This window comes from Micromonospora sp. CA-249363 (assembly GCF_050950185.1).
Classification (GTDB): Bacteria; Actinomycetota; Actinomycetes; order Mycobacteriales; family Micromonosporaceae; genus Micromonospora.
In genome coordinates this window covers 169,757-193,554 of the sequence record NZ_CP192020.1, presented here as the reverse complement: position 1 = coordinate 193,554, position 23,798 = coordinate 169,757, and the positions used below count along the sequence as shown (strand labels likewise).

Sequence of the window (23,798 nt, the reverse complement as noted above, 5' to 3'; positions counted from 1 at the left end):
TCAATACATATAGTCACGATTTCCCTGCCCTGAGTGACGATCACCCGGACATCGGCGCAGCTAGAGGGGCAGATATGCCGAGATGTCCGCCCGCACGCCGCTCACCTGGACACGGCCATCGGCGACCGCATCCGCCCAGACGAGCCGTCCCGTGGCGAGCTCCACCCAGGTCTGCGGCGACATCTCCACCACGTTCGGCGGGGTTCCTCTGGTGTGTCGAGGACCGGGGACGCACTGGATCGCACCGTATGGTGGGACGCGCACCTCCACCGATCGGCCGGGGGCGCGCTCCGCGAGGACGGCCAACAAGGACCGGACCGCCTCCCGGAACACCGGCCGTTCGGGCGTACGCCCCTCGTCGAGCGCCGACAGAGCCGCCACGACGGCGGCGGACTTACTGTGCGGAGAGGACACGACGGGACGATACGACCCACAGGTGGAGCACCTGACGCTGGCCCTGGGTCGCGCCGATCCAGTGAGACAAGGCATAGTGGCCGACGGCGTATTCGTACCGTGATGATCCCCGGCCCGGCGCCCGCCGCCGGTCGAGGGACGTCAGCCCGGAAGGCGGTGGACGTGTCAACACACCGACGTGCCTGGAAGCAGCGGGCCGGTGTGGTCGTAGCGCTGGTTGCCGGCGCTCTGCTCGCCGTCCCCGCCACACCGGCCATGGCCGCGGAGGTCGAGGTCTCCCCCGGCTCGGTCACCGTGAACGCCGGCAGCGACGCCACGATCACCGTCCGCATCACCGGCGGTGACGATGACGAGTCGGCGAAGGTCAGCCTCTCCGGACTGCCGTCCGGCGTCACCTGCGCCAGTGGCTGCGGCGACGTCAAGCTCTCCGGCGGCGGCCTGGGCGGCCCGAAGGGGTCGGTGCTGGTCCGGATCGCGGCCAACGACAACGCGGGCGACGCGACCACGAACATCACGGTGGCGGTCGAGGCCGCTTCGGGCCCGGACACCGCCAACGTCTCGTTGACCGTCAAGGGCAAGGCCGCACCGCCGCCTCCGCCGCAGAACCAGACGGTGAAGTCGGTCTCCGGCAAGGTGGTCGTGAAGGCGAGCGGCGACGCGGTGCCGAACGCGATCGTGATCCTTCAGGACACCGGCGGTCACCGCTACGACACGATCAGCGACGGCAGCGGCAACTTCCGCTTCAGCGGCAGCAGCCAGAACCCGATCACCCCCGGTCGGATCGACGTGGGCGCGTCGGCCAACAACATCAACGCGATCAAGAGTTTCAACGCGAGCGCCGGGCAGTCGATCACCGGCCAGCGGATCAGCCTTGAGATCAAGGTCGAGGTCACGCCGAGCGCCACCCCGTCGCCCACCGCCGACGCCACCCCCAGCGAGGAGGCGACCGAGGAGGGTGCCGAGGAGCAGCCCTCCGAGGAGGCGAGCCCGGGCGCCCCGGCGAACGCCGGCAACGAGAGCGACGACGGTGGCGGCTTCGGCTCGTACCTGATCATTCTTCTCGGCGGCCTTCTCGTCGCGGCCGGCGTCGGCACGATCGTCCTGCTGTGGATGAAGCGTCGCGAGAGCGGCGACGACGACGAGCCGGCGGCGGCCGGCGCCGGCGGAGCGGTGCCGGCGGCTCGTGGAGCGTTCCGCGGTGCCGACGACCAGACCCGCGTGGTCAACCGACCCGGCGGCGGCGCCGATCCGACCATGGTCGGCGGCGCGGCGCTGAGCGAGGCACCGACGATGATGCACCGTCCGGTCGTCGACGACGTCCCGCCGGACCCGTACGGCGCGCCAGCGCAGCCCTACGGCGCGGCGGACCAGCAGGGTTGGGGCGGGACCGGCTACGACGACCAGCCCGGCCAGGGCGGCTACGGCGGCTACGGCAACGCCCCCGCCTCGGGTGGCGGCTACGGCACGGCGGCGACGCCGGACGGCGGCTACGGCGGCGCGGACGGCTATGGCGCCGCACCCGGCTCCGGCGCGGGGTACGGCGGCGCTGCGGCCCCGGATGGTGGCTATGGCGGCGCTGCGGCCCCGGACGGCGGCTACGGTGGCGCGCCCTCCTCGGGTGGCGGCTACGGCAGCCGTGACTACACCGCGCCGGGCGGCGCGGGCGGTTACCCGCCGGCTCCCGCCGGTGGGGCGGCCGGCGGTTACGGCGAGCGCTTCGACGAGCCGACCGGCCGGTACACCGGCGACAGCACGCAGTACCCGGCGCCGGCCGACCCGTACGCCACCGGCGTGTACCAGCCGGAGCAGGGCCAGGGCTACGGCGGCCAGCCCGACCCGACCACGCCGTACGGCGGCGGTCGTGGGGCGGAGCCGACGGGTGGCTACGGCCAGCAGACCAGCGGGTACGACCAGGGCGGCTACAGCCAGGGTGGTGGCGGGTACGACCAGGGCGGCTACGGCCAGGAGCCCCCGCAGCAACGCGGCGGCTACGACGACCGGGGCTACGACCAGGGCGGCTACAGCCAGGGCGGTGGCGGGTACGACCAGGGCGGCTACGGCCAGGAGCCCCCGCAGCAACGCGGCGGCTACGACGACCGGGGCTACGAGCAGGGCGGCTACGGCCAGCAGCAGCAGGGTGGCCGGGCCCGCCCGGACAGTCCCCCGCCCACCGAGCGCGGCGGCCGCCGCCTCGACTGGCTGGACGACTGACCGACACCACCCACAGCGCGCACGGCGAACGGCCGCCCGGAGATCCGGGCGGCCGTTCCCCTGTCCCCCCACCCAACCCCACCCGCCCCGCCCCGGCCCGGCCCTCACCCCGGTGATCATGAAGTTATTGCCCCGACACGCCGCGCGCTTGGGCAATAACTTCATGATCACGGGGGCGGGGCGGGGTGCCGGCAACGCCACGGGCGGGCCGGGCGAGCGGGCCGGGCGGGCGGGCGGGCCGGGCGGGCGGGCGGGCCGGGCGGGCGGGCGGGCCGGGCGGGCGGGCGGGCCGGGCGGGCGGGCGGGCCGGGCGGGCGGGCGGGCCGGGCGGGCGGGCGGGCCGGGCGGGCGGGTTCAGGCGGCGGAGAAGACGCCCTGGCGGAGGACCGGTACGACGTCGGACACGCCGACCTGGACGGCAACGTCGACGTCGGCTTCGAAACCGCCCTCGGTCAGCTCCCGACCGGAGACGCTGCCGCGTACCGCGGCGGGCACGTCCGGAGTGCTGGCCAGCGCGGCGAGCGCCATGGCCGCCTCCACGGAGAGACCGCCCGGTACCCCGGACAGCGCGTCGAGCACGCTCGCCGCACCGAGTTGGTCCTCGACGGAGGGGCGTAACGAGCCGTCCGGCCAGCGCTCTCCCGAGGCGATGACGCCGATCGGGGCGTCCGTCGTGCCGTACCCCTGGCGGCGCAGCCAACGCCCGACGGCGCGCGCGTTGCGCAGACACGCCGCGACCACCGGTAGCCCGGTGGCGCTGGCGGCGGCGCTGATGGCCGAGCCGTTCGGCGAGGGCAGCACCAGGTCCGCGACGACCGGCGCGGCGCTCAGCGCGGCGGGTGAGAGTGACCACGGGTGGTCGGCTGTCACCCGGCGACGGCCGACCGCCGCCACCGCGCCGACCCGCAGCGCGTACTCGGCGGCCTGCTCACCCCAGGGGAAGGGGTGCACCCGCATGCCCCGGGCGACCGCGACCTCCACGGCGGTGGTGAACGAGAGCACGTCCACCACCACCAGCGCCGCGCAGACCCGGCCGAGTTCGGCCGCCCCGGTCAGGCCCCAGTCGAACCTGGCGCCTGACCCGGGCTGGCCGTAGACGGCCGCCGTCAACGCCTCAGCGCTCGTCAGGCGACGGCTCGGTGGCACCGGAACCAGACTCGGACGACTGCTCCGACCCGATCGGGTCGACAGCCCCGGTCTGCGGGGACGGGCCGGCCGAGGCGATCGGCTCGGAGAGCACCTCCGACGGGTCCACCGGCTCGGCCGGCTCGCCGGGCAGCGGCACGGCCTCGACCGCGCCCGCCACGCCGGCGGCCGGGGCGGACACCTCGGCGACGGCGGGCTCGTTGTCCTCGGCGACGGCCGACGGTGCTGCCTCGGCGGTGGCGGTGCCGCCGAAGAGGCGCGGAAGCGTCTCGGTGTGCGCGGCGCGCAGCTCGTCCAGGCCGATCCGGAACTGCCCGTGCACCTCGAGCGCCCCGCCGGACGGGTCGGTGACACCGATCAGCTCGAACGGCACGCCCCGCTCGGCGCAGAGCGCCGCGAACGCCTTGTCGTGGCCACGCGGCACCGACACCAGCGCCCGCGTGGCGGACTCGCTGAACAGGTAGACGAAGGGCATCGAGCCCTCGGCGAACTGCTCCGGCACGGCGATCCGGGCGCCGACGCCACGCCGCAGGCAGGACTCGACCAGGCTCTGGGCGAGCCCACCGTCGGACAGGTCGTGCGCCGAGCTGAGGTGGCCCACCCGGGCGGCCTCGGCCAGCAGGTCGGCCAGCGCCTTCTCCCGGAGCAGGTCGACCTGCGGCGGGATGCCGCCGAGGTGCTCGTGCGTCACCCAGGCCCACTCCGAGCCGGACAGCTCCACGTTCGTCTCGCCGAGCAGGTAGAGCTGGTCGTGGTCGCCGCCGGGACGCGGGACGAAGCCCATCGGCACCCGGTCGGCCACGTTGTCCAGCACGCCCAGCACACCGACCACCGGGGTCGGGTGGATGGCCGCGGCGCCGGTCTGGTTGTAGAAGCTGACGTTGCCGCCGGTCACCGGGATGCCCAGCTCCAGGCAGCCGTCCGCCAGGCCGCGCACGGCCTCGGCGAACTGCCACATCACGCCCGGGTCCTCCGGCGAGCCGAAGTTGAGGCAGTCGGTCACGGCGATCGGCTTCGCGCCGGTCACGGCCACGTTCCGGTACGCCTCGGCCAGCGCCAGCTTGGCGCCGTTGTACGGGTCCAGTCGGGCGTACCGGCCATTGCCGTCCACCGACAGGGCCACGCCGAGCCCGGTCTGCTCGTCGAGACGGATCACGCCGCCGTCCTCCGGCTGGGCGAGCACGGTGTTGCCCAGCACGTAGCGGTCGTACTGCTCGGTGACCCAGGTCTTGTCGGCCAGGTTCGGCGACGCGATCATGCGCAGCAGAGTCTCCCGCAGCGCCTCCGGGTCGGCCGGGCGGGGCAGCGTCTCGGCCCGGTCCGCCTGGAGCAGGATCAGGTCGGCCGGCTCCCGCATCGGTCGGGCGTACACCGGGCCGTCGTCCACCAGCGAGCCCGGCGGCACGTCGACGACGAGGTGGTCCCGCCAGGTGATCAGCAGGCGACCCGGACGGCCGTCCGGCTCCGGCGCGGTGACCTCGCCGATAGCGGTGGCGAGCACGCCCCACTTCTCGCAGGTCTTGAGCACCGCGTCGAGCTTGTCCGGCTCGACGACCAGCAGCATCCGCTCCTGAGACTCGCTGGCCAGGATCTCGTGCGGGTCCATCGAGGGCTCGCGCAGCGGCACCCGCTCCAGCCAGACCCGCATGCCGGTGCCGGCCGCCGCGGCGGTCTCGGTGAGCGCGCAGGTCAGACCGGCGCCGCCCAGGTCCTGGATGCCGACGACGAGCTGGCCGTCGTACAGCTCCAGGCATGCCTCGATCAGCAGCTTCTCGGTGAACGGGTCGCCGACCTGGACGGCCGGGCGACGAGCCTCGCTGCCCTCGTCGAAGGTGGCGCTGGCCAGCACCGACACGCCGCCGATGCCGTCCCGGCCGGTCTTGGCGCCCATCAGCACGACCACGTTGCCGGGGCCGGCGGCGGCCTTGTTCTGGAGGCGGTCGACCGGCAGCACGCCCAGGCACAGCGCGTTGAGCAGCGGGTTGCCCTGGTACGACGGGTCGAAGACCAGCTCGCCACCGATGTTGGGCAGGCCGAGGCAGTTGCCGTAGCCGCCCACGCCGGCAACCACGCCGGTGAGCACCCGGGCGGTGTCCGGGTGGTCCGCCGCGCCGAAGCGCAGCGGGTCCATGACCGCGATCGGGCGGGCGCCCATGGCGAGGATGTCCCGGACGATGCCGCCCACGCCGGTCGCGGCGCCCTGGTACGGCTCGACGAAGCTCGGGTGGTTGTGCGACTCGACCTTGAAGGTCACCGCCAGCTTGTCGGAGACCTGCACGACACCGGCGTTCTCACCGATGCCGGCGAGCAGGCGGTCGCTCTGCGGAGCCTTCTCACCGAACTGGCGCAGGTGCACCTTGCTCGACTTGTAGGAGCAGTGCTCGCTCCACATGATCGAGTACATGGCCAGCTCGGACTGGGTGGGTCGACGGCCGAGGATCTGCCGGATCCGGTCGTACTCGTCGTCGCGCAGGCCCAGCTCGGTGTACGGCTGCAGCTCGCCCGGGGTGCCACCGGCGCGCGGCACGGTGTCCACGCCGTCGGTCCAGTCGGCCGTCGCCGGCTGCGCGGGAGCGGCCGCCGGGGCGGTGGGCTGCGCCGGCGTCTCGGTCGGCTGCGCCGGGGCGGAGTACGCCTCCGGAGTGTCCCGTACCGGGTCCGGATGGGTGGTCATGACCTCTCCTCGCTGCGCTCGTGCCCGCCGGGCCGGCGGTTGAGCTGACCGATGCTCACGCTGGGGTCCCCACCAGGTGCTTGAGGACCGAGGTGAAGAACCCGAGACCGTCCAGCGAAGGGCCGGTGAGCGCCTCCACCGCGTGCTCCGGGTGCGGCATGATGCCGACCACGTTGCCGGCGGCGTTGGTGATCGCGGCGATGTCGCGCTGCGACCCGTTCGGGTTGCCGCCGACGTAGCGGGCGACGACCCGGCCCTCGGCTTCGAGCTGGTCCAGCGTCGCGGTGTCGGCGACGTAGCAGCCCTCGCCGTTCTTGACCGGGATCAGCACCTCCTGGCCCGCCTGGAACGCGTTGGTCCACGCGGTGCCGGCCGACTCGATGCGCAGCACCTGGTCCCGGTTGCGGAAGTGCAGGTGCTGGTTGCGGGTGAGCGCGCCCGGCAGCAGGTGCGCCTCGCAGAGGATCTGGAAGCCGTTGCAGATGCCGAGGACCGGCAGGCCGCCTCGGGCGGCGTCCACGATCGTCTCCATCACGGGGGCGAACCGGGCGATGGCCCCGCAGCGCAGGTAGTCGCCGTAGGAGAACCCGCCGGGCAGGACGACGGCGTCCACACCGTGCAGGCTCTCATCGCCGTGCCAGAGCCGGACCGGCTCGGCGCCGGCGATCCGGACGGCGCGGGCCGCGTCCCCGTCGTCGAGCGAGCCGGGGAACGTGACCACACCGACCCGGGCGGTCACGAGCGGGCGTCCGCGGTCTCGTCGGTCTCGACCAGGCGGACGGTGAAGTCCTCGATGACCGGGTTGGCGAGCAACTTGTCGGCGATCTCCCGGGCACGGTCCAGGTCCGGTTCACCGGTGAAATCGATCTCGATCCGCCTGCCGATCCGGACTGAGGCGACGTCGCTGACGCCGAGCCGGGGCAGCGCGTTTGCGACGGCCTGGCCCTGCGGATCGAGGATCTCGGGCTTGAGCATGACGTCGACGACGACGCGAGGCACTGGGCACTCCTGACTGTGTACGCAGTTGGGTGCCTACCCACAACGGGCGAGCGCAGCCAGCGTACCTGGCAGATTCCGTCGCGGACGCACCGGCCGGGCGCAGTTCAGGCAGTGATCCACATAACCGGCGTCGAGTGCGTGCGGCAACGCGGCGCAGGCCGCCTCAGCAGGGCATATACGGCGCAGCGGGTGGCCGAATCGTTACATTGGCTGATCTCGATCAGCTTCTTGAAAACGATGCCCGCCACCCCTACAGTACATCGACATAGCTCGATGCAAGCGATGGCGGGGACCTCCCGTCGTCGCCCCCGGGCACCCGGCAACCCCGGGCCCCACCCCGCCCCAAGGAGTCCACCGATGCGCGTTCGCCCCCTGCTCACCCTGATCAGCACGGCGCTGGTCGGCGCCCTCGCCTTCGCGTCCGGCGCGTCCGCCGCCCCGGCCGGCCCCCAACCCATCATCGGCGGCGGCACCGTGTCGTCCGCCCCCTGGGCCGCCGCCGTGCTGAGCAACGGCTCGTTCACCTGCTCGGGCAGCGTGATCGCCGCGCAGTGGGTACTCACCGCCCGGCACTGCATCAGCGGCACGATGTCCGTCCGGGTCGGCAGCGTCTACCGCGCCTCGGGTGGGGTCACCCGCACGGTCAGCGCCACCTACACCCGTTACGACCTGGCCCTCATGCGCCTCTCCAGCACCGTCAGCACCTCGACGGTGTCTCTGGCGAGCAGCAACCCGCCGGTCGGCTCGACCAACTCGATCTACGGCTGGGGCATGACCTGCTACAGCGGTTGCTCCGCGTCCAGCCAGCTCAAGACCGCCACCGTCCAGGTGACCAGCACCAACGTCACCGACGCGTACGGCGGGCAGGCCATCCGCAGCACCCGGATCAACGGCAACGCCTGGCGGGGCGACTCGGGCGGCCCGCAGTTCTACAACGGCCAGCAGGTCGGTGTGGCCTCCACGGCCGACGGCTACAACATCCAGAACTACGGCAGCGTCGCGTACAACCGGGCCTGGATCACCTCGGTGGCCGGTGTCTGACGGTTAGCGCCCCTGCGGCGCGGATGGTCGGCCCCGCGCCGACCGTCCGCGCCGCGCCGTTTTGCAGCATCCGATCAGGTGAACATGGCACCCGATCGGGTCGCGCCACTCCTGACAGCATCGGAAACGTGCTGGTCGTGACGACAGAGCAACTGCCCGGCTACGAGATCCGCCAGATTCTCGGTGAGGTGGTGTCATCGATGGCCAGGACGCGAAACCCGTACCGCGAGGGGGTCAAGAACCTGCGCGGTGGCGCGTACGACCCGATGGCGCCGGACAACCTGACCCGGTGGCGTACCGACTCGGTCACCCGCCTCGGCGAGGAGGCCCTCCGGCTCGGCGCGAACGCCGTGATCGGCATGCGCTTCGACAGCCGGGACTGCGGCGAGATGTGGATGGAGATCTGCGCGTACGGCACAGCGGTCATCGCCGTACCGACGATGCCCGAGACCATGCCGGCCGACCAGCCGGCGGTGGCGGCGGACACCGCCACCGACCCGGCCTTCGCGGAGTCCCTGGGCGGCATCGCCGAACCGGCAAGCGCCCCAACCCTGAGAACAGCCGCAGAAACCCCCACCGGCGACTAGGCCCAGACCCGGTTGATTAGGACCCCCACCAGACCCGGTTGATCATGAAGTTATTGCCTCGCACATCGGCGTGTCGCGGCAATAACTTCATGATCACCGGGGCCCAGCGGACCGGGTTAGAGGATGGGGGGTGGGGTGTAGGTGGCGGCGTCGGGGTGGGTTTCCACCACCTTGGTGATTCGGCGGGTCACCGACTCCACCTGGGACCTTGCCGCTCCTACGAAGGCGGTGCGGTCGGCTACCAGGGTGTCGATGTCGGCGCGCGACAGGCCCAGGCGGCCGTCGGCGGCCAGGCGGTCGAACAGGTCGTTCTCCGGGGCGCCCTTTTCGCGCATGGCCAGCGCCACCGCGACCGCGTGCTCCTTGATCACCTCGTGGGCGACCTCCCGGCCGACACCGCGCCGGACCGCCGCCACCAGGATCTTGGTGGTCGCCAGGAAGGGCAGGAAGCGCTCCAGCTCCCGGTTGATCACCGCCGGGTACGCGCCGAACTCGTCGAGGACCGTCAGGAAGGTCTGGAACAGCCCGTCGGCGGCGAAGAACGCGTCCGGCAGGGCGACCCGGCGGACCACCGAGCAGGACACGTCCCCCTCGTTCCACTGGTCGCCGGCCAGCTCGCCGACCATCGACAGGTAACCCCGGATGATCACCGCGAAGCCGTTCACCCGCTCGGAGGAACGGGTGTTCATCTTGTGCGGCATCGCGCTGGAACCGACCTGGCCCGGCTTGAAGCCCTCGGTGACCAGCTCCTGGCCGACCATCAGGCGGATCGTGGTGGCCAGCGACGACGGCGCGGCGGCGGTCTGCGCCAACGCGGCCAGCACGTCGAAGTCCAGCGAACGCGGGTAGACCTGCCCGACGCTGTCCAGCACCCGCGAGAAGCCCAGGTGCTCGGCGACGCGGCGCTCCAGCTCGGCGACCTTGTCGGCGTCGCCGTCGAAGAGGTCGAGCTGGTCGGCGGCCGTGCCGACCGGGCCCTTGATGCCGCGCAGCGGGTAGCGGGCGATCAGCTCCTCCAACCGGTCGTACGCGATGAGCAGCTCCTCCGCCGCCGACGCGAAGCGCTTACCCAGCGTGGTGGCCTGCGCCGCCACGTTGTGCGAGCGGCCGGTCATGACCAGCTCGGAGTGCTCGTACGCGAGCCACGCCAGCCGGGCCAGGGTCGCCACCACCCGATCCCGGATCAGCTCCAGCGAGGCGCGCACCTGAAGCTGCTCGACGTTCTCGGTGAGATCCCGCGAGGTCATCCCCTTGTGCACGTGCTCGTGCCCGGCCAGCGCGCTGAACTCCTCGATGCGGGCCTTCACGTCGTGCCGGGTGACCCGCTCGCGCTCGGCGATCGACGCCAGGTCGACCTGGTCGAGCACCCGCTCGTACGCCTCGACCACGCCGTCCGGGACCGCCACGCCCAGGTCACGCTGCGCGCGGAGCACGGCCAGCCACAGCCGCCGTTCCATCCGCACCTTTTCCTCGGGCGACCAGAGGGCGACCAACTCGGGCGAGGCGTACCGGTTGGCGAGCACGTTCGGGATCGTCGTCACGTACCTCATTGTCCGTCACCCGCCCGAGCCAGCCGGGACCGGGCCGGCTCGGGCGGGAGTCCGCCCGCCCCAGGTCAGGGCAGCTCGTGGATGATCACCGGTCCAGGTCCGCCGCCGCGGGCGCGCTGAACCAATCGAGCGTCCAAGGTCCGAGATGGCAGTCACGCTGCGCGGGTCATGCGCTCTCCGGCTGGATCTCCTGGTGGTATTCCAGCTCGTGCAGGTGACCGCCCTTGATCAGGACTGACACCTCGACCGGATCCCCGTGCACGGAGTGGACCACCCGGAACTGACGGATCACCGGCACCTGTGGCGGCAGCGCCAGGATCTCCACCTCTTGGGTGGTCGGCATGCGGACGGACAGCCGGTCGACGAGGTCTCGCTGTGCGTGCCCCAGGTCGGCGAGTGCCCGGGGAATTCCGCCGACGAGCTTCTTGCGCGATGAGATTGCGGTGCCTCGGCCGATCGCGACCGGATAGTACGACCACGACACCTCCACCGGCTCGCCGTCGTGCGAGAGCAGGCGATGACGGAGGATGGCGGGCTCGTCGTCCGCGATTCCGAGAGCAAGCGCCACATCGGCGGGCGGTCGCACCTCGGCCACGTCGAGCAGATGGTAGGTGTACCCACCACGTGCGGGCGGGACGTATGCGTCGACCGCTATGACCAACGGTTCGCGATCCCGTACGTAGACCCCCTTGCCTACCCGGCTGTGGAGGTAACCCTCTGCCTTGAGCGAGGTCAGTGCCCGCTGCACGGTTGCGTTCGCCACCGAATACTGATTGATCAACTGAGCTGTCGACGGCAACTGCGACCCGGACGGCAGCTCGCCGGACATGATGCGCGCTCGGATGTCGGCAGCGATCTGCTCATGCCGCGGCCGATCGTCGCTCCTGCGAGCCAAGACGGCCTCCCTATGCGATCGACGATTCGTACCGAAGGCGACGACCTCCGGGGGTCATGGCCATGACGCTCAGCTCGACTGGCAAGCCGTCATCGGTACTGAGCACGCGACTCAGCCCGAGCACCCAGTCGTCCTCAGGTAGTTGGAGTAACGACCGTTCCACCTCGGTCGCTCTCCGCGTGTAGACGTCCTCGCTCACCCGTCGTGGCCGGTATCCCAGCTCGGCCAGCAGAGTGACTGCCCCGCCTCGAATCTTGCGGAATTCCGCAAGGCCGGTGTCGCGAGCGATGGTCGCCGGGTAGAGGGAGGTCGTCAACTCCACCGGCTGCCCGTCGAGCAACATCATTCGACGGCGTTGGATCACCGACGCATCGGCGTCCAGGTGCAGCGCAGCGGCCAACTCCGCCGCCGGAATGATCTCACTGACGTCGAGCAGACGCTGCGTACCCACTCCGCCGTTCTGCGCGGCCTCCGCACCCCAGGCTTCGGCCTCGCCGGGCCGCCGTGGGGTCACATACGGAGTGGAGACGCTGATCCATTCGAGGTCACTCAAGATCCGCTCCTTCGCCTCGTCCGAGCCATCTCACTCGCACCCACAGTAGATGCCAACGATGCGACCTTCAGTCCTTGATGCCTTTCGCATATGGCAGTAAGGTTACGTCACAGCCGACCAGTCCTACGACCGCACTTTCCTGCGGTCGTAGGTACCTGCTGCGTTCCATTCGTGACGACAGGAGCGCGAGATGACGTTCGACTGGTATCGCCTGCTCGATGCGTCGGTTGCCGCTTCGCTGGCGTACCGGATCGCGTCGTGACCCGCTGCCGGCCGCCCACCGTCCGGGTGGGTGATGTCGTCACCGTCGCCGAGCAGCACTACTGCTACGGGCTGGGTCGGCTGGTCCTGCGGGTGATAGAGGTGGGTCGACGCGAACGGCACAGCGACGGCATCTGGCTCCACCTGCGCGGCATCGAGTTGGGCGCGCCTGGCGGCCCGCGTCAGCACCGGGTGCTGGTGCGCCTGGCCGCCCTTCAGGTACGACCCGCCAGGCGGGCGGCCCAGCCCGAGATTCCTAAGCCGCACGTGCCCGTCCGGCCGACCTGGAACTGCGCCGGCTGCGGACAGGAATGGCCGTGCGCGAATCGTCGATGCCGACTGCTGGTCGAGTACGCGCACGACCGGTTGTCGATGATGTTCTACCTGGGTCTGCACCTGGCCGAGGCGGCAGTCGACCTACCTGACCTCTCCGCCGAGAGGCTGCACGCTCGATTCCTCGGCTGGACACGCCCCCGCCGATCGTGACCGAGCACGGACGGGGGCGCGATGTCCCAATGTCTCCTTCTAGAAGACATTGAGGTGGGCAGGCTCAGCGCTCCAGGATCGCGGTCACGCCCTGGCCGCCGGCCGCGCAGATGGAGATCAGCCCGCGTCCGCTGCCCTTCTCCGCGAGCAGCTTGGCCAGCGTGGCGACGATTCGCCCGCCGGTCGCGGCGAACGGGTGCCCGGCGGCCAGCGACGAGCCGTTGACGTTGAGCCGGTCGGCGTCGATGGCGCCCAGCGGGGCGTCCAGGCCGAGCCGGTCCTTGCAGAACTCCGGGGACTCCCAGGCGGCGAGGGTGGCCAACACCTGCGAGGCGAACGCCTCGTGGATCTCGTAGTAGTCGAAGTCCTGCAACGTCAGCCCGGCCCGGGCCAGCATCCGGGGCACCGCGTACGCGGGGGCCATCAGCAGGCCCTCGTCGCCGTGCACGAAGTCGACGGCCGCCGTCTCCGACCAGCTGAACCAGGCCAGCACCGGCAGGTTGTGCGCGTTCGCCCACTCCTCGCTGGCCAGCAGCACGGTGGACGCGCCGTCGGTGAGCGGCGAGGAGTTGCCGGCGGTCATGGTGGCCTGTTCCGCGTCCGGGCCCCGGGTGCCGAAGACCGGCTTGAGCGCGCCGAGCTTCTCCACGCTGGTGTCGGGGCGAAGGTTCTGATCGCGGGTCAGGCCCAGGTACGGGGTCATCAGGTCGTCGAAGAAGCCCTTGTCGTACGCGGCGGCCAACCGCTGGTGCGAGCGCAACGCCAGCTCGTCCTGGGAGCGCCGGTCGATCTGCCAGCGCAGCGCGGTCTGGGCGGCGTGGTCGCCCATGGACAGGCCGGTCCGCGGTTCGGCGTTGCGGGGGATGTCCGGCTTGAACGGCTGGAGCGGGCGCAGCTTCGCGGCGATCTTCAGCCGCTGGCCGACCGTGCGGGCGGAGTTGAGTTTGAGCAGCGTACGGCGCATGTCCTCGTTGACCGCGAGCGGCGCGTCGGAGGTGGTGTCGACACCGCCGGCGATCCCCACGTCGAGCTGACCGAGGGCGATCTTGTTGGCGACGAGGATCGCCGCTTCCAGGCCGGTGCCGCAGGCCTGCTGGATGTCGTACGCCGGGGTGTGCGGGTCGAGCCGGGACCCGAGGACCACCTCGCGGGTCAGGTTGAAGTCGCGGGAGTGCTTGAGCACCGCCCCGGCGACCACCTCGCCGACCCGCTGCCCGGCCAGCCCGTACCGGGCGATCAGACCGTCGAGCGCCGCGCCGAGCAGGTCCGCGTTGGACGCGTCGGCGTAGCGGGAGTTGGAACGGGCGAAGGGGATGCGGTTGCCCCCGATGACCGCGACCCTCCGGATGCTCTGCACGATCCGCCTCCTCGCAAGTGTTGCTCGAACCTTACTCGCCAGTAGGCTACGCCCATGACCGACAGGTACGCGAGCTTCGTCCAATCGGCCGCCGGCCGCACGCTGGTGAAGCGTCTCGGGCTGCCCGATCCGCCGCGGCTGCGCCGACACCAGCCCGGAGATCCGCTGCTACCCGGCCCGGCGCTGCTCGGCGCGGCCGACGGCGGCCGGCTCACCGAGGCGGTCAGGACGATCCTGACCACCGCCGGGGTCGAGCTGCGCGACACCGGCACGGTCGCTGCCGAGGAACGCTTCGGCGCCCTGGTGTACGACGCCACCGGCATCACCGACTCGGCGCAGCTCCGTCAGCTCTACGACTTCTTCCACCCGCACGCCCGCACCCTGCTGCCCAGCGGCCGGGTGATCGTGCTCGGCACTCCGCCGCAGGAGTGCCCGACCCCGCGCGAGGCGACCGCCCAGCGGGCCCTGGAAGGGCTGGTCCGCAGCATCGGCAAGGAGTTCGGCCGGGGCACCACCGCACAGCTCGTCCAGGTAACCCGCAACGGCGACGCCGACGGCACCCGCACGAGCCTCGAATCGACCCTCCGGTTCCTCCTCTCGGGGCGGTCCGCGTACGTCTCCGGGCAGGTCGTCCGGGTCGGCACCGGCGCGGCGACCGCCCCGGCCGACTGGAACCGCCCGCTGGACGGGCAGGTCGTGCTGGTCACCGGGGCGGCCCGGGGCATCGGCGCGGCGCTGGCCCAGGTGCTCGCCCGCGACGGCGCCCAGGTGGTCGCGCTGGACGTCCCGGCGGCCGGGGACGCCCTCGCCGCCGTGGCCAACGACATCGGCGGTACGGCGGTGCAGCTCGACCTGACCGCCCCGGACGCGCCGACCCGGCTCGCCGACTACCTGGCCAGCCGACACGGACGGGTCGACGCGGTGGTGCACAACGCCGGCATCACCCGGGACAAGACGCTCGGCCGGATGGACGCCGACCGGTGGGACCAGGTCATCGACGTCAACCTGTCCAGTCAGGAGCGGATCAACGACGTGCTGCTGGAACGGAAGCTGATCCCGGAGGGCGGTCGCATCATCGGGGTGTCCTCGATCGCGGGGATCGCCGGCAACCGGGGCCAGACCAACTACGCCACCAGCAAGGCCGGCGTGATCGGGCTGGTCGACTCGCTCGCCCCGACCCTGCGCGAGCGGGGGATCAGCGTCAACGCGGTGGCGCCCGGCTTCATCGAGACCCGGATGACCGCCCGCATCCCGCTCGTCGTCCGCGAGGCGGGCCGGCGGATGAACAGCCTGGCCCAGGGCGGGCTGCCGGTGGACGTGGCCGAGACGATCGGCTGGTTGGCCTGGCCGGCGAGCGGCGCGATCAGCGGCAACGTGGTCCGGGTCTGCGGCCAGAGTCTGCTGGGGGCGTGATGGCCAGGAAGAGAGAGCCCGCCCGGGAGCCGGACGACCTGTCGGTCCACGATCTGATCGAGGGACCGACCGAGATCCTGTCGCGGGAGACCCTGAACGCGATCCGCCGACCGGCAGCCGCCGATGCCGACCCGAGCACCGAGCAGACACACGACCTGAGCGCGTCGGCAACCGAGGCCACCACCGATCTCAGCGGCTCGGCGGCCGACGTGACCACCGACCTCAGCGCTCACGGGACGGCCGGCACCGGTGGCCGGGAGCGCGTCGAGCTGACCCGGGTGCCGGCGGCCGGGGCGCTGTACCGGCGGGCCGTGCTCGGCGCGCTGCCCGGCCTGAGCCGGGGGCGAAAGAGCAACGACCTGCCGGCGGTCGAGTTCGCCGTACGCGGCGTGCAGGTCGACCGGGCCCACCTGGCCGACTACGACCGGGTGTGCGGGTTCCGGCTCACCGACCGGCTGCCCGGGACGTACCCGCACGTCCTGGGCTTTCCACTGGCCCTGCGGCTGATGACCGCGCCGGGCTTTCCCATCGCGCTGACCGGCGTGGTGCACGTCGGCAACCGGATCACCACGCACCGCCCGATCACCGCCGACGAGACCCTCGACTTCACGACGTACGCCGAGAATCTGCGTCCGCACGACCGGGGACGGCAGGTGGACGTGGTGCTCGTCGGCTCGGTCGACGGGGAGGAGGTCTGGCGGGGCGTCTCGACGTACCTGGGTCGCGAGCGCACCCCGGGCGGGCGCGAGCGGGGCGAACGTCCCACGCCGCCCACGGCCACGGCCCGGTGGCGGGTCGAGCCCCGGGTGGGTACCGAGTACGCGCGCGTCTCCGGGGACCACAACCCGATCCACACCTCCCGGCTCGGCGCACGGGTATTCGGCTTCCGCCGGCCCATCGCGCACGGCATGTGGAGCAAGGCGCGCTGCCTGGCCGCGCTCGAGACGCGGCTGCCGGACGCGTACACCGTCGAGGTGGCCTTCAAGCTGCCCGTACCGCTGCCGAGCACGGTGAACTTCGCCCTCCTGCCGGACGGCGGGTTCGCCCTGCACGACTCGGGTGGGCGGCCGCACCTGGTGGGTCTCGTGCGCTGACACGCGCCCCTGCCGATCCGATCTGAGGGGTTGGCAGGGGCGCACGTCTACGCTAAGTTGTTCTCACAGCGAGATGTTCTCAGATTGAGAGAGACATGGTTGACGAGCAGGACTTCCTGGCCGCGTACGACCCCCGCGACTACCCGGCGGTCGCCGTGACCGTCGACGTGGTGGCGCTGACCATCCGCGACGGCGAGCTGCACCTGCTGCTCATCCGGCGCGGTCAGGCGCCCTTCGCGGGGCACTGGGCCCTGCCCGGTGGCTTCGTCCGCCCCGAGGAGGACCTGACCGCCGGCGCCCGACGGGAGCTCGCCGAGGAGACCGGGCTCGGCGGTGAGGGGCTGCGACGCGTACACCTGGAGCAGTTGGGCAGTTACGGCGCTCCCGACCGTGACCCGCGGATGCGCGTCGTCTCGATCGCCCACCTCGCGTTCGCCCCCGACCTGCCGGACGCCGCCGCCGGCTCGGACGCCGACGAGGCGATCTGGCTGCCGGTGACGGCCCTGAGCAGCCGGCAGCTCGCCTTCGACCACGGCCGCATCATCGACGACGCGCTGGAGCGGGCCCGGTCCAAGCTGGAGTACACCCCGCTGGCCACGCGCTTCCTCGCCGCCGAGTTCACGATCAGCGAGCTGCGGGCCGTCTACGAGACGGTCTGGGGTCACGCGCTGCACGCCGGCAACTTCCACCGCAAGGTGCTCTCGGTGCCGGGCTTCGTGGAGAGCACCGGCGCGAGCACCGAGCGCGGCGGCGCGCGAGGTGGCCCCCGCGCCCGGCTCTACCGGGCCGGCGACGCACGGCTGCTGCATCCAGCGCTGCTGCGGCCGGCCCGCGAGGAGACGGTGCGATGAGGACCGCCGAGGCCATCGACCTGGTCACGGCCGCCCGCACCGACGCCGACCTGTTCGGCGTCGACCAGCCGGCCCGCCGCTACCGCGAGCTGGTCGCGGCCCTGCACCCTGACCGGCTGCCGACAGACCCGGGGGTACGCGCCGAAGCCCTCGACGCGTACGTCCACGTCACGACCCGCTGGCAGGCCCGGCGGACCACCGTCCTCGGCGACTACCGGCTCGGCGCGCCGGCCCACTCGGGCGACCTGGCCGACCTGTACGACGTCGGCGACGACCGGCTGCTCAAGCTCCCCCGGCGGCCCACCGACAACGACCTGATGGCGCGTGAGGCACACGCGCTGCACACCATCGCCGAGCGCGGCGACCCGCGCTACCTGCCGTACGTGCCCCGGCTCGTCGACGAGTTCGCGCACCGCGACTCGGCGAGCGGCGCGGAACGCCGGATCAACGTGCTCGCCGGCGCGCCCGGCCTGCACGACCTCGACGAGGTGCGGCGCGCGTACCCCGACGGGTTGGACGCCCGGGACGCGGCCTGGATCTGGCGGCGGCTGCTGGTGGCGCTCGGCCTGGCCCACCGCGCGGGCATCGTGCACGGCGCGGTCCTGCCGCGCCACGTGCTGATCGAGCCGCACGCCCACGGCGTGGTGCTCGTCGACTGGTGCTTCTCGGCCCCGATCGGCAGCACGGTTCCAGCTCTCGTGCCGGGCCGTGAGGACTGGTACTCGCCGGAGGTGCCGCGCCGGCGGCCCTGCGGTCCGGGCACCGACATCGCGATGGCCAGCCGATGCATGAGCTGGCTGATGGGGCCGCGCGCACCCCGCGAGCTGGACGCCTTCGCGCAGGGCTGCCGGCAGAACGCCCTGAGCGCCCGACCCGACGACGCCTGGGGCCTGCTGCGCGAACTCGACCAGGTGCTGGACCGGCTCTACGGGCCCCGCACCTTCCGACCCTTCACCCTCTAGAGGAGCTGTCATGGGCAGTGGAACCTGGTCCACCGACGTGTACGACGCCGCCGACCGCTACCGGCGCTCGACCGGCCGGAGCGCGTTCTCCTACAGCGACAGCGGGGCCCGGACCGTGCACCCCGCGCTCGACCCCCGCGACGCGACCCGGGAGAGCCGCGACTCCGCCGAACACCCCCGCTCGACGCCCGTCGCGGTGCTCTTCGACGTGACCGGCTCGATGCGCACGGTGCCTCGTGTCCTGCAGACGAAGCTGCCGCAACTGCTCGGGCTGCTGCAACGGCAGGGGTACGCGAGCGACCCGCAGATCATGTTCGGCGCGATCGGCGACGCCACCTGCGACCGGGTGCCGTTGCAGGTGGGCCAGTTCGAGTCGGACAACCGGATGGACGACGACCTCGGCCGCATCGTGCTCGAAGGTGGTGGCGGCGGGCAGATGAGCGAGTCGTACGAGTTGGCCCTGTACTTCATGGCCCGGCACACCGTCACCGACAACTGGGAGAAGCGCGGCCGGCGCGGCTACCTCTTCGTCATCGGCGACGAGCTGGCGTACCAGCGGGTCAAGGCGCGCGAGGTGGCCGGCCTCATCGGTGACGACCTGGGCGAGGACGTGGCGCTGCGCCAGATCGTCGACGAGGTGACCCGGCGGTGGGACACCTACTACCTGCTCCCCGCCGGCAGCAGCTACGCCGGCAACACGAAGGTGCTCGACTTCTGGCGGGACCTGCTCGGGCAGAACGCCGTCGTGCTCGACGACCTGGACGCGGTCTGCGAGACCATCGCGGTCACCATCGGCCTCGGTGAACAGGCCATCGACCTGGACGAGGGCCTGCGCCACCTGGACACCGCCGGCTCGCGCGCCACCGGCACCGTGTCGAAGGCGCTGGCCCGGCTCGGCCGGGGCCGGCGGGCCGAGGTGTCGACCCTGCCGACGTTCCGCGACACCGCGGGCGGGGTGACGCGGCTGTGAGACACGTGGCGGTGGTCGACCTCGGGTACGGCGACGCGGGCAAGGGCACGGTCGTGGACTGGCTCTGCGCCACCCGCCCGGTGCACACGGTGGTCCGCTTCAACGGGGGTGCGCAGGCGGCACACAACGTCGTGCTGCGCGACGGGCGGCACCACACGTTCGCGCAGTTCGGGGCCGGCACGTTCCACCCCGGCGTCGGGACGCACCTGTCCCGGCACGTGGTGGTGGACCCGCTGGCCCTGGCCGCCGAGGCCGACCATCTCGCCACGGTCGGGGTGCCCGACGCGCTGGACCGGCTGACCGTCGACTCCGAGGCGCTGCTCGCCACCCCGTACCACCGGGCCGCCAACCGGGCCCGGGAGATCGCCCGGGGGGCCGACCGGCACGGCTCCTGCGGGCTGGGGGTGGGCGAGGCCGTCGCGTACGGCCTCGCCCACCCCGACGACGCTCCCCGGGTCGCCGACTGCCGGCATCCCGCGGTGCTGCGCCGCCGGTTGACGGTTCTGCGGGACCGGCTGACCGCCGAACTCGGCCCGCTGGACGCGCCGCCGGTCGACGACTGCCTGCCCGCGTTCACCGGGTTCGCCGGGCGGGTCGCCATCGTCGACCGGACCTGGCTCGCCGGCGCGCTGCGCTCGGGGACCTGCGTCTTCGAGGGCGCGCAGGGGGTGCTGCTCGACGAGTGGCACGGCTTCCACCCGTACACGACGTGGAGCACCACCACGTTCGCCAATGCCGACCGCATGCTCGCCGAGGCGGGACAGGCCGGCGAGGTGACCCGGATCGGCGTGCTGCGGACCGTCACCACCCGGCACGGTCCCGGCCCGCTGGTGACCGAGGACCCGGCGCTGCCCTTCGTCGACCGGCACAACCCGACGAACCCGTGGCAGGGCCGGTTCCGGTTCGGCCACTTCGACGCCGTCGCCCACCGGTACGCCCTCGCGGCGGCCGGCGGGGTCGACGGCCTGGCGCTGACCCACCTCGACCTCGCGGGTCCCGACCTGCGGATCTGCCGCCGTTACGACACGGGCGACCGGCTCATCCCGGGGCCGCCCGGCGACCTGGACCGGCAGGCCGCGCTCACCGACCGCCTGCTGCGGTCCCGCCCGGTGTTGGACGACCCGCCGGCCGACTGGGCCGAGAGGGTGAGCGCGGAGTTGGCCACTCCGGTGGTGCTGACCTCGCACGGGCCCACGGCCGACGACAAGAGCCCGCACGGGACGCTGCTCACCCCACCGGCACTGATCGGCACGCGCTGAGGCGTCTTCCGGCGACTCGGCCACCACGCCGGTCGTACCCGGCGAGCATGGGGGGATGGACGCCCTGCTCGACCTCCTCCGTGGGACGGTCACCTCGCCGTGGGTGTACCTGCTGATCTTCGGCCTCACCGCGGTCGACGCCTTCTTCCCGGCGGTGCCCGGCGAGGCCGCCGTGATCACCGCCGGGGTGCTGTCCGCCAGCGGCGGTCACCCCAGCCTGACCCTGGTGATCGCCAGCGCCGGAGTGGGCGCGCTGGTCGGCGACCACATCTCGTACGCCATCGGGCGCGGCGGCGGCGCGAGCCGGCTGGCCCGGCTGCCCGACGGAAGCCGGCGGCGGGCCAGCTCGGAGTGGGCCCGACGGGCGGTGGACCGCCGGGGCGGGATGATCCTGACCACCAGCCGGTACGTGCCGGGTGGCCGGACCGCCGTCACCCTCACCATGGGCGCGGTGGGCTACTCCCGCCGCGCGTTCCTGCTGTACGACGCCATCGGGGCGTTCACCTGGGCGGTGTACTGCGGCCTGCTCGGCTACTTCGGTGGCCTGGCCTTCGAACGGGACCCGGTGAAGGGCGTACTGGTCGGGGTGGGGGTCTCCCTCGTCGTCACGTTCGGCCTGGAGGGGATCCGCTGGCTGCGCCGCCACGCGCACCGGCGGGCCGCCTCCCGCCACTGACTGTCAGTCGGCCGGTGGACGCCAGACGACGCCGTGCAGGAGTTGGGCCGCGCCGAGCCAGGCCACGTTCATCATCCGGGTGGCCGTCTTCTCCGGGTCGGCCTCCGGGTGGTCGGCGAGCCAGTCGGCAAGTGACTCGGTCGCGCCGACCAGCGCGTACGCGACGACCTCCAGGTCGGTGGGCGCGATCTCGCGGCCCTTTACGCGCAGCGCGTGGTCGAGCATCCCGGCGACCACCTCGACCAGCCGGGCGCGCATGGTGGCCAGTTCACCGGCGAACGGCTGTTCGCCGCGGGCCTGCCGGTAGAGCACCGCCCAACCGTCACGGTGTGCGCCGACGAAGCCGAAGAACGCCTTCAGCCCTCGCCACAGCCGCTCGTCGGCCGGCAGGTCGGGGGCGGCGGCGCCGGCGATGGCCTGCATCATCCGGGTGCCCTCGCGGTGCAGGCAGGCGACGAACAGCTCCTCCTTGGTGCCGAGGTACGCGTACACCATGGGTTTGGAGATGCCGGCGTCCTCCGCGATCTCGTCCATGCTGGCGGCGTGGAAGCCGCGCCGGGAGAAGACCTTCACGGCCGCGTCGAGCATTTGTTGCTCGCGTACGGCGCGCGGTAGGCGCTTGAACGCGGGAGGCGTGGACACCTTGCGAGCATACCTACTCGTGCGTAGGGTTACGCGCGAGTAGCCAAATCTTCCGGAAGGCGCGTCTCATGACTGACTTCGACCCGGCCAACTTCGCCAACGTCGGGCCCAAGGAGTTCGCCCAGCTGGTCAAGTCCACCCCGGACGACAAGATCGCCCAGGTGATGTCCGGTGACCTGCGCGGCAAGGTCCTCGGCGAGGTGTTCGGCCGGATGCCGTCGCTGTTCCGCGCGGACCGGGCCGGCTCCACCAACGCGGTCATCCACTGGATCATCACCGGCCGCCCGGACGGCGGCAGCGACACCTACGAGGTGGTCATCGCCGACGGCAAGTGCGAGGTCAACGAGACCCCGCAGCACGACCCGAAGCTGAGCCTCACCATGGGGCCGGTCGAGTTCCTGAAGATCGTCTCCGGTGGCGCCAACCCGGTGATGATGTTCATGACCGGCAAGCTGAAGGCGAAGGGCGACCTGGGCCTCGCCGCCAACATCGCCAACCTGTTCGACATCCCCAAGGCCTGACATGGCCGAGTTCTCGCTCGACCTGAACGAGGAACAGCGGGATCTACGCGACTGGGTGCACGGCTTCGCCGCCGAGGTCGTGCGCCCGGCCGCCGCCGAGTGGGACGAACGCGAGGACACCCCGTGGCCGGTCATCCAGGAGGCCGCCAAGGTCGGCCTCTACGGCTTCGAGTTCCTCGCCACCTGCTGGGCCGATCCCACCGGGCTGTCCCTGCCCATCGCCAGCGAGGAACTCTTCTGGGGTGACGCCGGCATCGGGCTGAGCATCTTCGGCACCTCGCTCGCCGTCGCCGCCATCTACGGCGCCGGCACGCCCGACCAGATGGTCGAGTGGGTGCCGCAGTGCTTCGGCGATATCGACTCGCCGGCCGTCGCCGCGTTCTGCACCAGCGAACCCGAGGCCGGCTCCGACGTCGGCGCGATGCGCACCCGGGCCGTCTACGACGAGGCCCGCGACGAGTGGGTGCTCAACGGCCAGAAGGCGTACGCCACCAACGGCGGCATCGCCGGAGTGCACGTGGTCACCGCCTCCGTGGACCCGACGCTCGGCTCGCGCGGCCAGGCGGCGTTCGTCGTACCGCCGGGCACCCCCGGTCTGGCCGCGACCCGCAAGCTGCGCAAGCTCGGCCTCCGCGCCTCGCACACCGCCGACGTCTTCCTCGACGAGGTACGCGTGCCGGGCCGCTGCCTGCTCGGCGGCAAGGACGCCCTGGACGAACGCCTGGCCCGGGCCCGGTCCGGACAACGGGCCACCGGGCAGGCGGCGATGCGTACCTTCGAACTGTCCCGACCCACCGTGGGCGCGCAGGCACTCGGCGTGGCCCGGGCCGCCTACGAATACGCGCTGGACTACGCCAAGGACCGGGTCCAGTTCGGACGGCCGATCATCGAGAACCAGGCGGTCGCCTTCGCGCTGGCCGACATGCGGATGGAGATCGACGCCGCGCGACTGCTGGTCTGGCGGGCCTCCTGGATGGGCCGCAACAACCGCCCGTTCACCGCGGGCGAGGGCTCGATGTCCAAGCTCAAGGCCGGCGAGGTCGCGGTGTCCGTCACCGAGAAGGCGGTGCAACTGCTCGGCGGCGCCGGATTCCTGCGCGACCACCCGGTCGAGCGCTGGTACCGCGACGCCAAGATCTACACCATTTTCGAGGGTACGTCCGAGATCCAGCGCCTGGTCATCTCCCGGGCGATCTCCGGCATGCAGATCCGCTGACCGGCCCCTCCCCTGGTCCG

23 protein-coding genes are annotated in these 23,798 nt (G+C 72.2%); 13 read left to right on the top strand and 10 right to left on the bottom strand.

Annotated features, from left to right (window positions below; genetic code table 11):
• Positions 1 to 60 precede the first annotated feature (60 nt).
• A complete protein-coding gene (locus ACQPZK_RS00925) occupies positions 61 to 414 on the bottom strand; it encodes a sterol carrier family protein (protein WP_433536466.1) in 354 nt (117 codons plus the stop codon).
• Positions 415 to 516: 102 nt separating this feature from the next.
• Between ACQPZK_RS00925 and ACQPZK_RS00920 the strand changes: the two genes are divergently transcribed.
• Entirely contained in the window at positions 517 to 2,625 is a 2,109-nt protein-coding gene (locus tag ACQPZK_RS00920) for a carboxypeptidase-like regulatory domain-containing protein (RefSeq protein ID WP_433536465.1), read from the top strand.
• A 354-nt stretch (positions 2,626 to 2,979) separates the two neighbouring features.
• Here ACQPZK_RS00920 and ACQPZK_RS00915 read toward each other — a convergent pair whose 3' ends face one another.
• From ACQPZK_RS00915 to purS, 4 genes are read right to left on the bottom strand one after another with little or no spacing between them, the layout of a single operon-like run.
• Positions 2,980 to 3,735: a 2-phosphosulfolactate phosphatase gene (locus ACQPZK_RS00915; protein WP_433539069.1), complete on the bottom strand. Its 756-nt coding sequence runs from the start codon at positions 3,733 to 3,735 to the stop codon at positions 2,980 to 2,982.
• 4 nt (positions 3,736 to 3,739) lie between these two features.
• Positions 3,740 to 6,445: a phosphoribosylformylglycinamidine synthase subunit PurL gene (gene purL / locus ACQPZK_RS00910; RefSeq protein ID WP_433536464.1), complete on the bottom strand. Its 2,706-nt coding sequence runs from the start codon at positions 6,443 to 6,445 to the stop codon at positions 3,740 to 3,742.
• 55 nt (positions 6,446 to 6,500) lie between these two features.
• Positions 6,501 to 7,184, bottom strand: a complete 684-nt coding sequence (gene purQ / locus ACQPZK_RS00905) for a phosphoribosylformylglycinamidine synthase subunit PurQ (protein WP_433536463.1) — start codon at positions 7,182 to 7,184, stop codon at positions 6,501 to 6,503.
• Positions 7,181 to 7,444, bottom strand: coding sequence for a phosphoribosylformylglycinamidine synthase subunit PurS (gene purS / locus ACQPZK_RS00900; RefSeq protein WP_007454310.1), 264 nt, complete (start codon positions 7,442 to 7,444; stop codon positions 7,181 to 7,183). Before purS ends, purQ begins: the two co-directional genes overlap by 4 nt.
• Positions 7,445 to 7,801: 357 nt before the next feature.
• On the opposite strand from purS, the gene ACQPZK_RS00895 reads away from it, so the two are divergent.
• Positions 7,802 to 8,485, top strand: a complete 684-nt coding sequence (locus ACQPZK_RS00895) for a S1 family peptidase (protein WP_433536462.1) — start codon at positions 7,802 to 7,804, stop codon at positions 8,483 to 8,485.
• Positions 8,486 to 8,508: 23 nt separating this feature from the next.
• Entirely contained in the window at positions 8,509 to 9,072 is a 564-nt protein-coding gene (locus tag ACQPZK_RS00890) for a YbjQ family protein (RefSeq protein ID WP_433536461.1), read from the top strand.
• 116 nt (positions 9,073 to 9,188) lie between these two features.
• Here ACQPZK_RS00890 and purB read toward each other — a convergent pair whose 3' ends face one another.
• From purB to ACQPZK_RS00875, 3 genes are all read right to left on the bottom strand, one after another.
• The gene (purB, locus tag ACQPZK_RS00885) at positions 9,189 to 10,613 is read right to left on the bottom strand and encodes an adenylosuccinate lyase (RefSeq protein WP_433536460.1); all 1,425 of its coding nucleotides are present in this window, start codon (positions 10,611 to 10,613) and stop codon (positions 9,189 to 9,191) included.
• Positions 10,614 to 10,788: 175 nt separating this feature from the next.
• Positions 10,789 to 11,517, bottom strand: a complete 729-nt coding sequence (locus ACQPZK_RS00880) for a GntR family transcriptional regulator (protein ID WP_433536459.1) — start codon at positions 11,515 to 11,517, stop codon at positions 10,789 to 10,791.
• A 10-nt stretch (positions 11,518 to 11,527) separates the two neighbouring features.
• The gene (locus ACQPZK_RS00875; protein ID WP_433536458.1) at positions 11,528 to 12,070 is read right to left on the bottom strand and encodes a UTRA domain-containing protein; all 543 of its coding nucleotides are present in this window, start codon (positions 12,068 to 12,070) and stop codon (positions 11,528 to 11,530) included.
• Positions 12,071 to 12,328: 258 nt separating this feature from the next.
• On the opposite strand from ACQPZK_RS00875, the gene ACQPZK_RS00870 reads away from it, so the two are divergent.
• Complete coding sequence (locus ACQPZK_RS00870) at positions 12,329 to 12,817, top strand: hypothetical protein (protein WP_433536457.1); 489 nt, start codon at positions 12,329 to 12,331, stop codon at positions 12,815 to 12,817.
• Positions 12,818 to 12,881: 64 nt separating this feature from the next.
• Here the strand turns inward: ACQPZK_RS00870 and ACQPZK_RS00865 are convergent, their stop codons facing one another.
• Entirely contained in the window at positions 12,882 to 14,174 is a 1,293-nt protein-coding gene (locus ACQPZK_RS00865) for an acetyl-CoA C-acetyltransferase (RefSeq protein WP_433536456.1), read from the bottom strand.
• Between the two features lie 54 nt (positions 14,175 to 14,228).
• Here ACQPZK_RS00865 and ACQPZK_RS00860 point away from each other — a divergent pair, with 54 nt between their 5' ends.
• The 7 genes from ACQPZK_RS00860 (at position 14,229) to ACQPZK_RS00830 (ending at position 21,399) form a co-directional block, all read left to right on the top strand.
• Complete coding sequence (locus ACQPZK_RS00860; RefSeq protein ID WP_433536455.1) at positions 14,229 to 15,587, top strand: 3-oxoacyl-ACP reductase; 1,359 nt, start codon at positions 14,229 to 14,231, stop codon at positions 15,585 to 15,587.
• Positions 15,587 to 16,681 carry a MaoC/PaaZ C-terminal domain-containing protein gene (locus ACQPZK_RS00855; protein ID WP_433536454.1) on the top strand — a complete coding sequence of 365 codons (1,095 nt, stop codon included), beginning with the start codon at positions 15,587 to 15,589 and terminating at the stop codon, positions 16,679 to 16,681. The genes ACQPZK_RS00860 and ACQPZK_RS00855 overlap by 1 nt, the downstream gene beginning before the upstream one ends.
• A 95-nt stretch (positions 16,682 to 16,776) precedes the next feature.
• Entirely contained in the window at positions 16,777 to 17,532 is a 756-nt protein-coding gene (locus tag ACQPZK_RS00850; RefSeq protein ID WP_433536453.1) for an NUDIX hydrolase, read from the top strand.
• On the top strand, positions 17,529 to 18,494 hold the full coding sequence (locus ACQPZK_RS00845; RefSeq protein WP_433536452.1) for a serine/threonine protein kinase: 966 nt from the start codon (positions 17,529 to 17,531) through the stop codon (positions 18,492 to 18,494). Before ACQPZK_RS00850 ends, ACQPZK_RS00845 begins: the two co-directional genes overlap by 4 nt.
• Before the next feature lie 10 nt (positions 18,495 to 18,504).
• Positions 18,505 to 19,464, top strand: a complete 960-nt coding sequence (locus ACQPZK_RS00840; protein WP_433536451.1) for a hypothetical protein — start codon at positions 18,505 to 18,507, stop codon at positions 19,462 to 19,464.
• Positions 19,461 to 20,723 carry an adenylosuccinate synthetase gene (locus ACQPZK_RS00835; RefSeq protein WP_433536450.1) on the top strand — a complete coding sequence of 421 codons (1,263 nt, stop codon included), beginning with the start codon at positions 19,461 to 19,463 and terminating at the stop codon, positions 20,721 to 20,723. Before ACQPZK_RS00840 ends, ACQPZK_RS00835 begins: the two co-directional genes overlap by 4 nt.
• A gap of 55 nt (positions 20,724 to 20,778) precedes the next feature.
• Positions 20,779 to 21,399, top strand: coding sequence for a DedA family protein (locus tag ACQPZK_RS00830; RefSeq protein ID WP_433536449.1), 621 nt, complete (start codon positions 20,779 to 20,781; stop codon positions 21,397 to 21,399).
• A 3-nt stretch (positions 21,400 to 21,402) separates the two neighbouring features.
• On the opposite strand, the gene ACQPZK_RS00825 is transcribed toward ACQPZK_RS00830, so the two are convergent.
• On the bottom strand, positions 21,403 to 22,041 hold the full coding sequence (locus tag ACQPZK_RS00825; protein WP_433536448.1) for a TetR/AcrR family transcriptional regulator: 639 nt from the start codon (positions 22,039 to 22,041) through the stop codon (positions 21,403 to 21,405).
• A 68-nt stretch (positions 22,042 to 22,109) separates the two neighbouring features.
• Here ACQPZK_RS00825 and ACQPZK_RS00820 point away from each other — a divergent pair, with 68 nt between their 5' ends.
• Both ACQPZK_RS00820 and ACQPZK_RS00815 read left to right on the top strand, forming a co-directional pair.
• A complete protein-coding gene (locus ACQPZK_RS00820; RefSeq protein WP_433536447.1) occupies positions 22,110 to 22,562 on the top strand; it encodes an SCP2 sterol-binding domain-containing protein in 453 nt (150 codons plus the stop codon).
• Between the two features lies 1 nt (position 22,563).
• On the top strand, positions 22,564 to 23,778 hold the full coding sequence (locus ACQPZK_RS00815) for an acyl-CoA dehydrogenase family protein (RefSeq protein WP_433536446.1): 1,215 nt from the start codon (positions 22,564 to 22,566) through the stop codon (positions 23,776 to 23,778).
• Positions 23,779 to 23,798: the final 20 nt, after the last annotated feature.

Coding starts and splice junctions, on each gene's coding strand:
- ACQPZK_RS00920 (WP_433536465.1), top strand. CDS start 517: ATGATCCCCGGCCCGGCGCCCGCCGCCGGTCGAGGGACGTCAGCCCGG.
- ACQPZK_RS00830 (WP_433536449.1), top strand. CDS start 20,779: ATGGACGCCCTGCTCGACCTCCTCCGTGGGACGGTCACCTCGCCGTGG.
- ACQPZK_RS00840 (WP_433536451.1), top strand. CDS start 18,505: ATGGGCAGTGGAACCTGGTCCACCGACGTGTACGACGCCGCCGACCGC.
- ACQPZK_RS00815 (WP_433536446.1), top strand. CDS start 22,564: ATGGCCGAGTTCTCGCTCGACCTGAACGAGGAACAGCGGGATCTACGC.
- ACQPZK_RS00845 (WP_433536452.1), top strand. CDS start 17,529: ATGAGGACCGCCGAGGCCATCGACCTGGTCACGGCCGCCCGCACCGAC.
- ACQPZK_RS00860 (WP_433536455.1), top strand. CDS start 14,229: ATGACCGACAGGTACGCGAGCTTCGTCCAATCGGCCGCCGGCCGCACG.
- ACQPZK_RS00850 (WP_433536453.1), top strand. CDS start 16,777: ATGGTTGACGAGCAGGACTTCCTGGCCGCGTACGACCCCCGCGACTAC.
- ACQPZK_RS00855 (WP_433536454.1), top strand. CDS start 15,587: ATGGCCAGGAAGAGAGAGCCCGCCCGGGAGCCGGACGACCTGTCGGTC.
- ACQPZK_RS00895 (WP_433536462.1), top strand. CDS start 7,802: ATGCGCGTTCGCCCCCTGCTCACCCTGATCAGCACGGCGCTGGTCGGC.
- ACQPZK_RS00820 (WP_433536447.1), top strand. CDS start 22,110: ATGACTGACTTCGACCCGGCCAACTTCGCCAACGTCGGGCCCAAGGAG.
- purL (WP_433536464.1), bottom strand. CDS start 6,445: ATGACCACCCATCCGGACCCGGTACGGGACACTCCGGAGGCGTACTCC.
- ACQPZK_RS00890 (WP_433536461.1), top strand. CDS start 8,509: ATGGTCGGCCCCGCGCCGACCGTCCGCGCCGCGCCGTTTTGCAGCATC.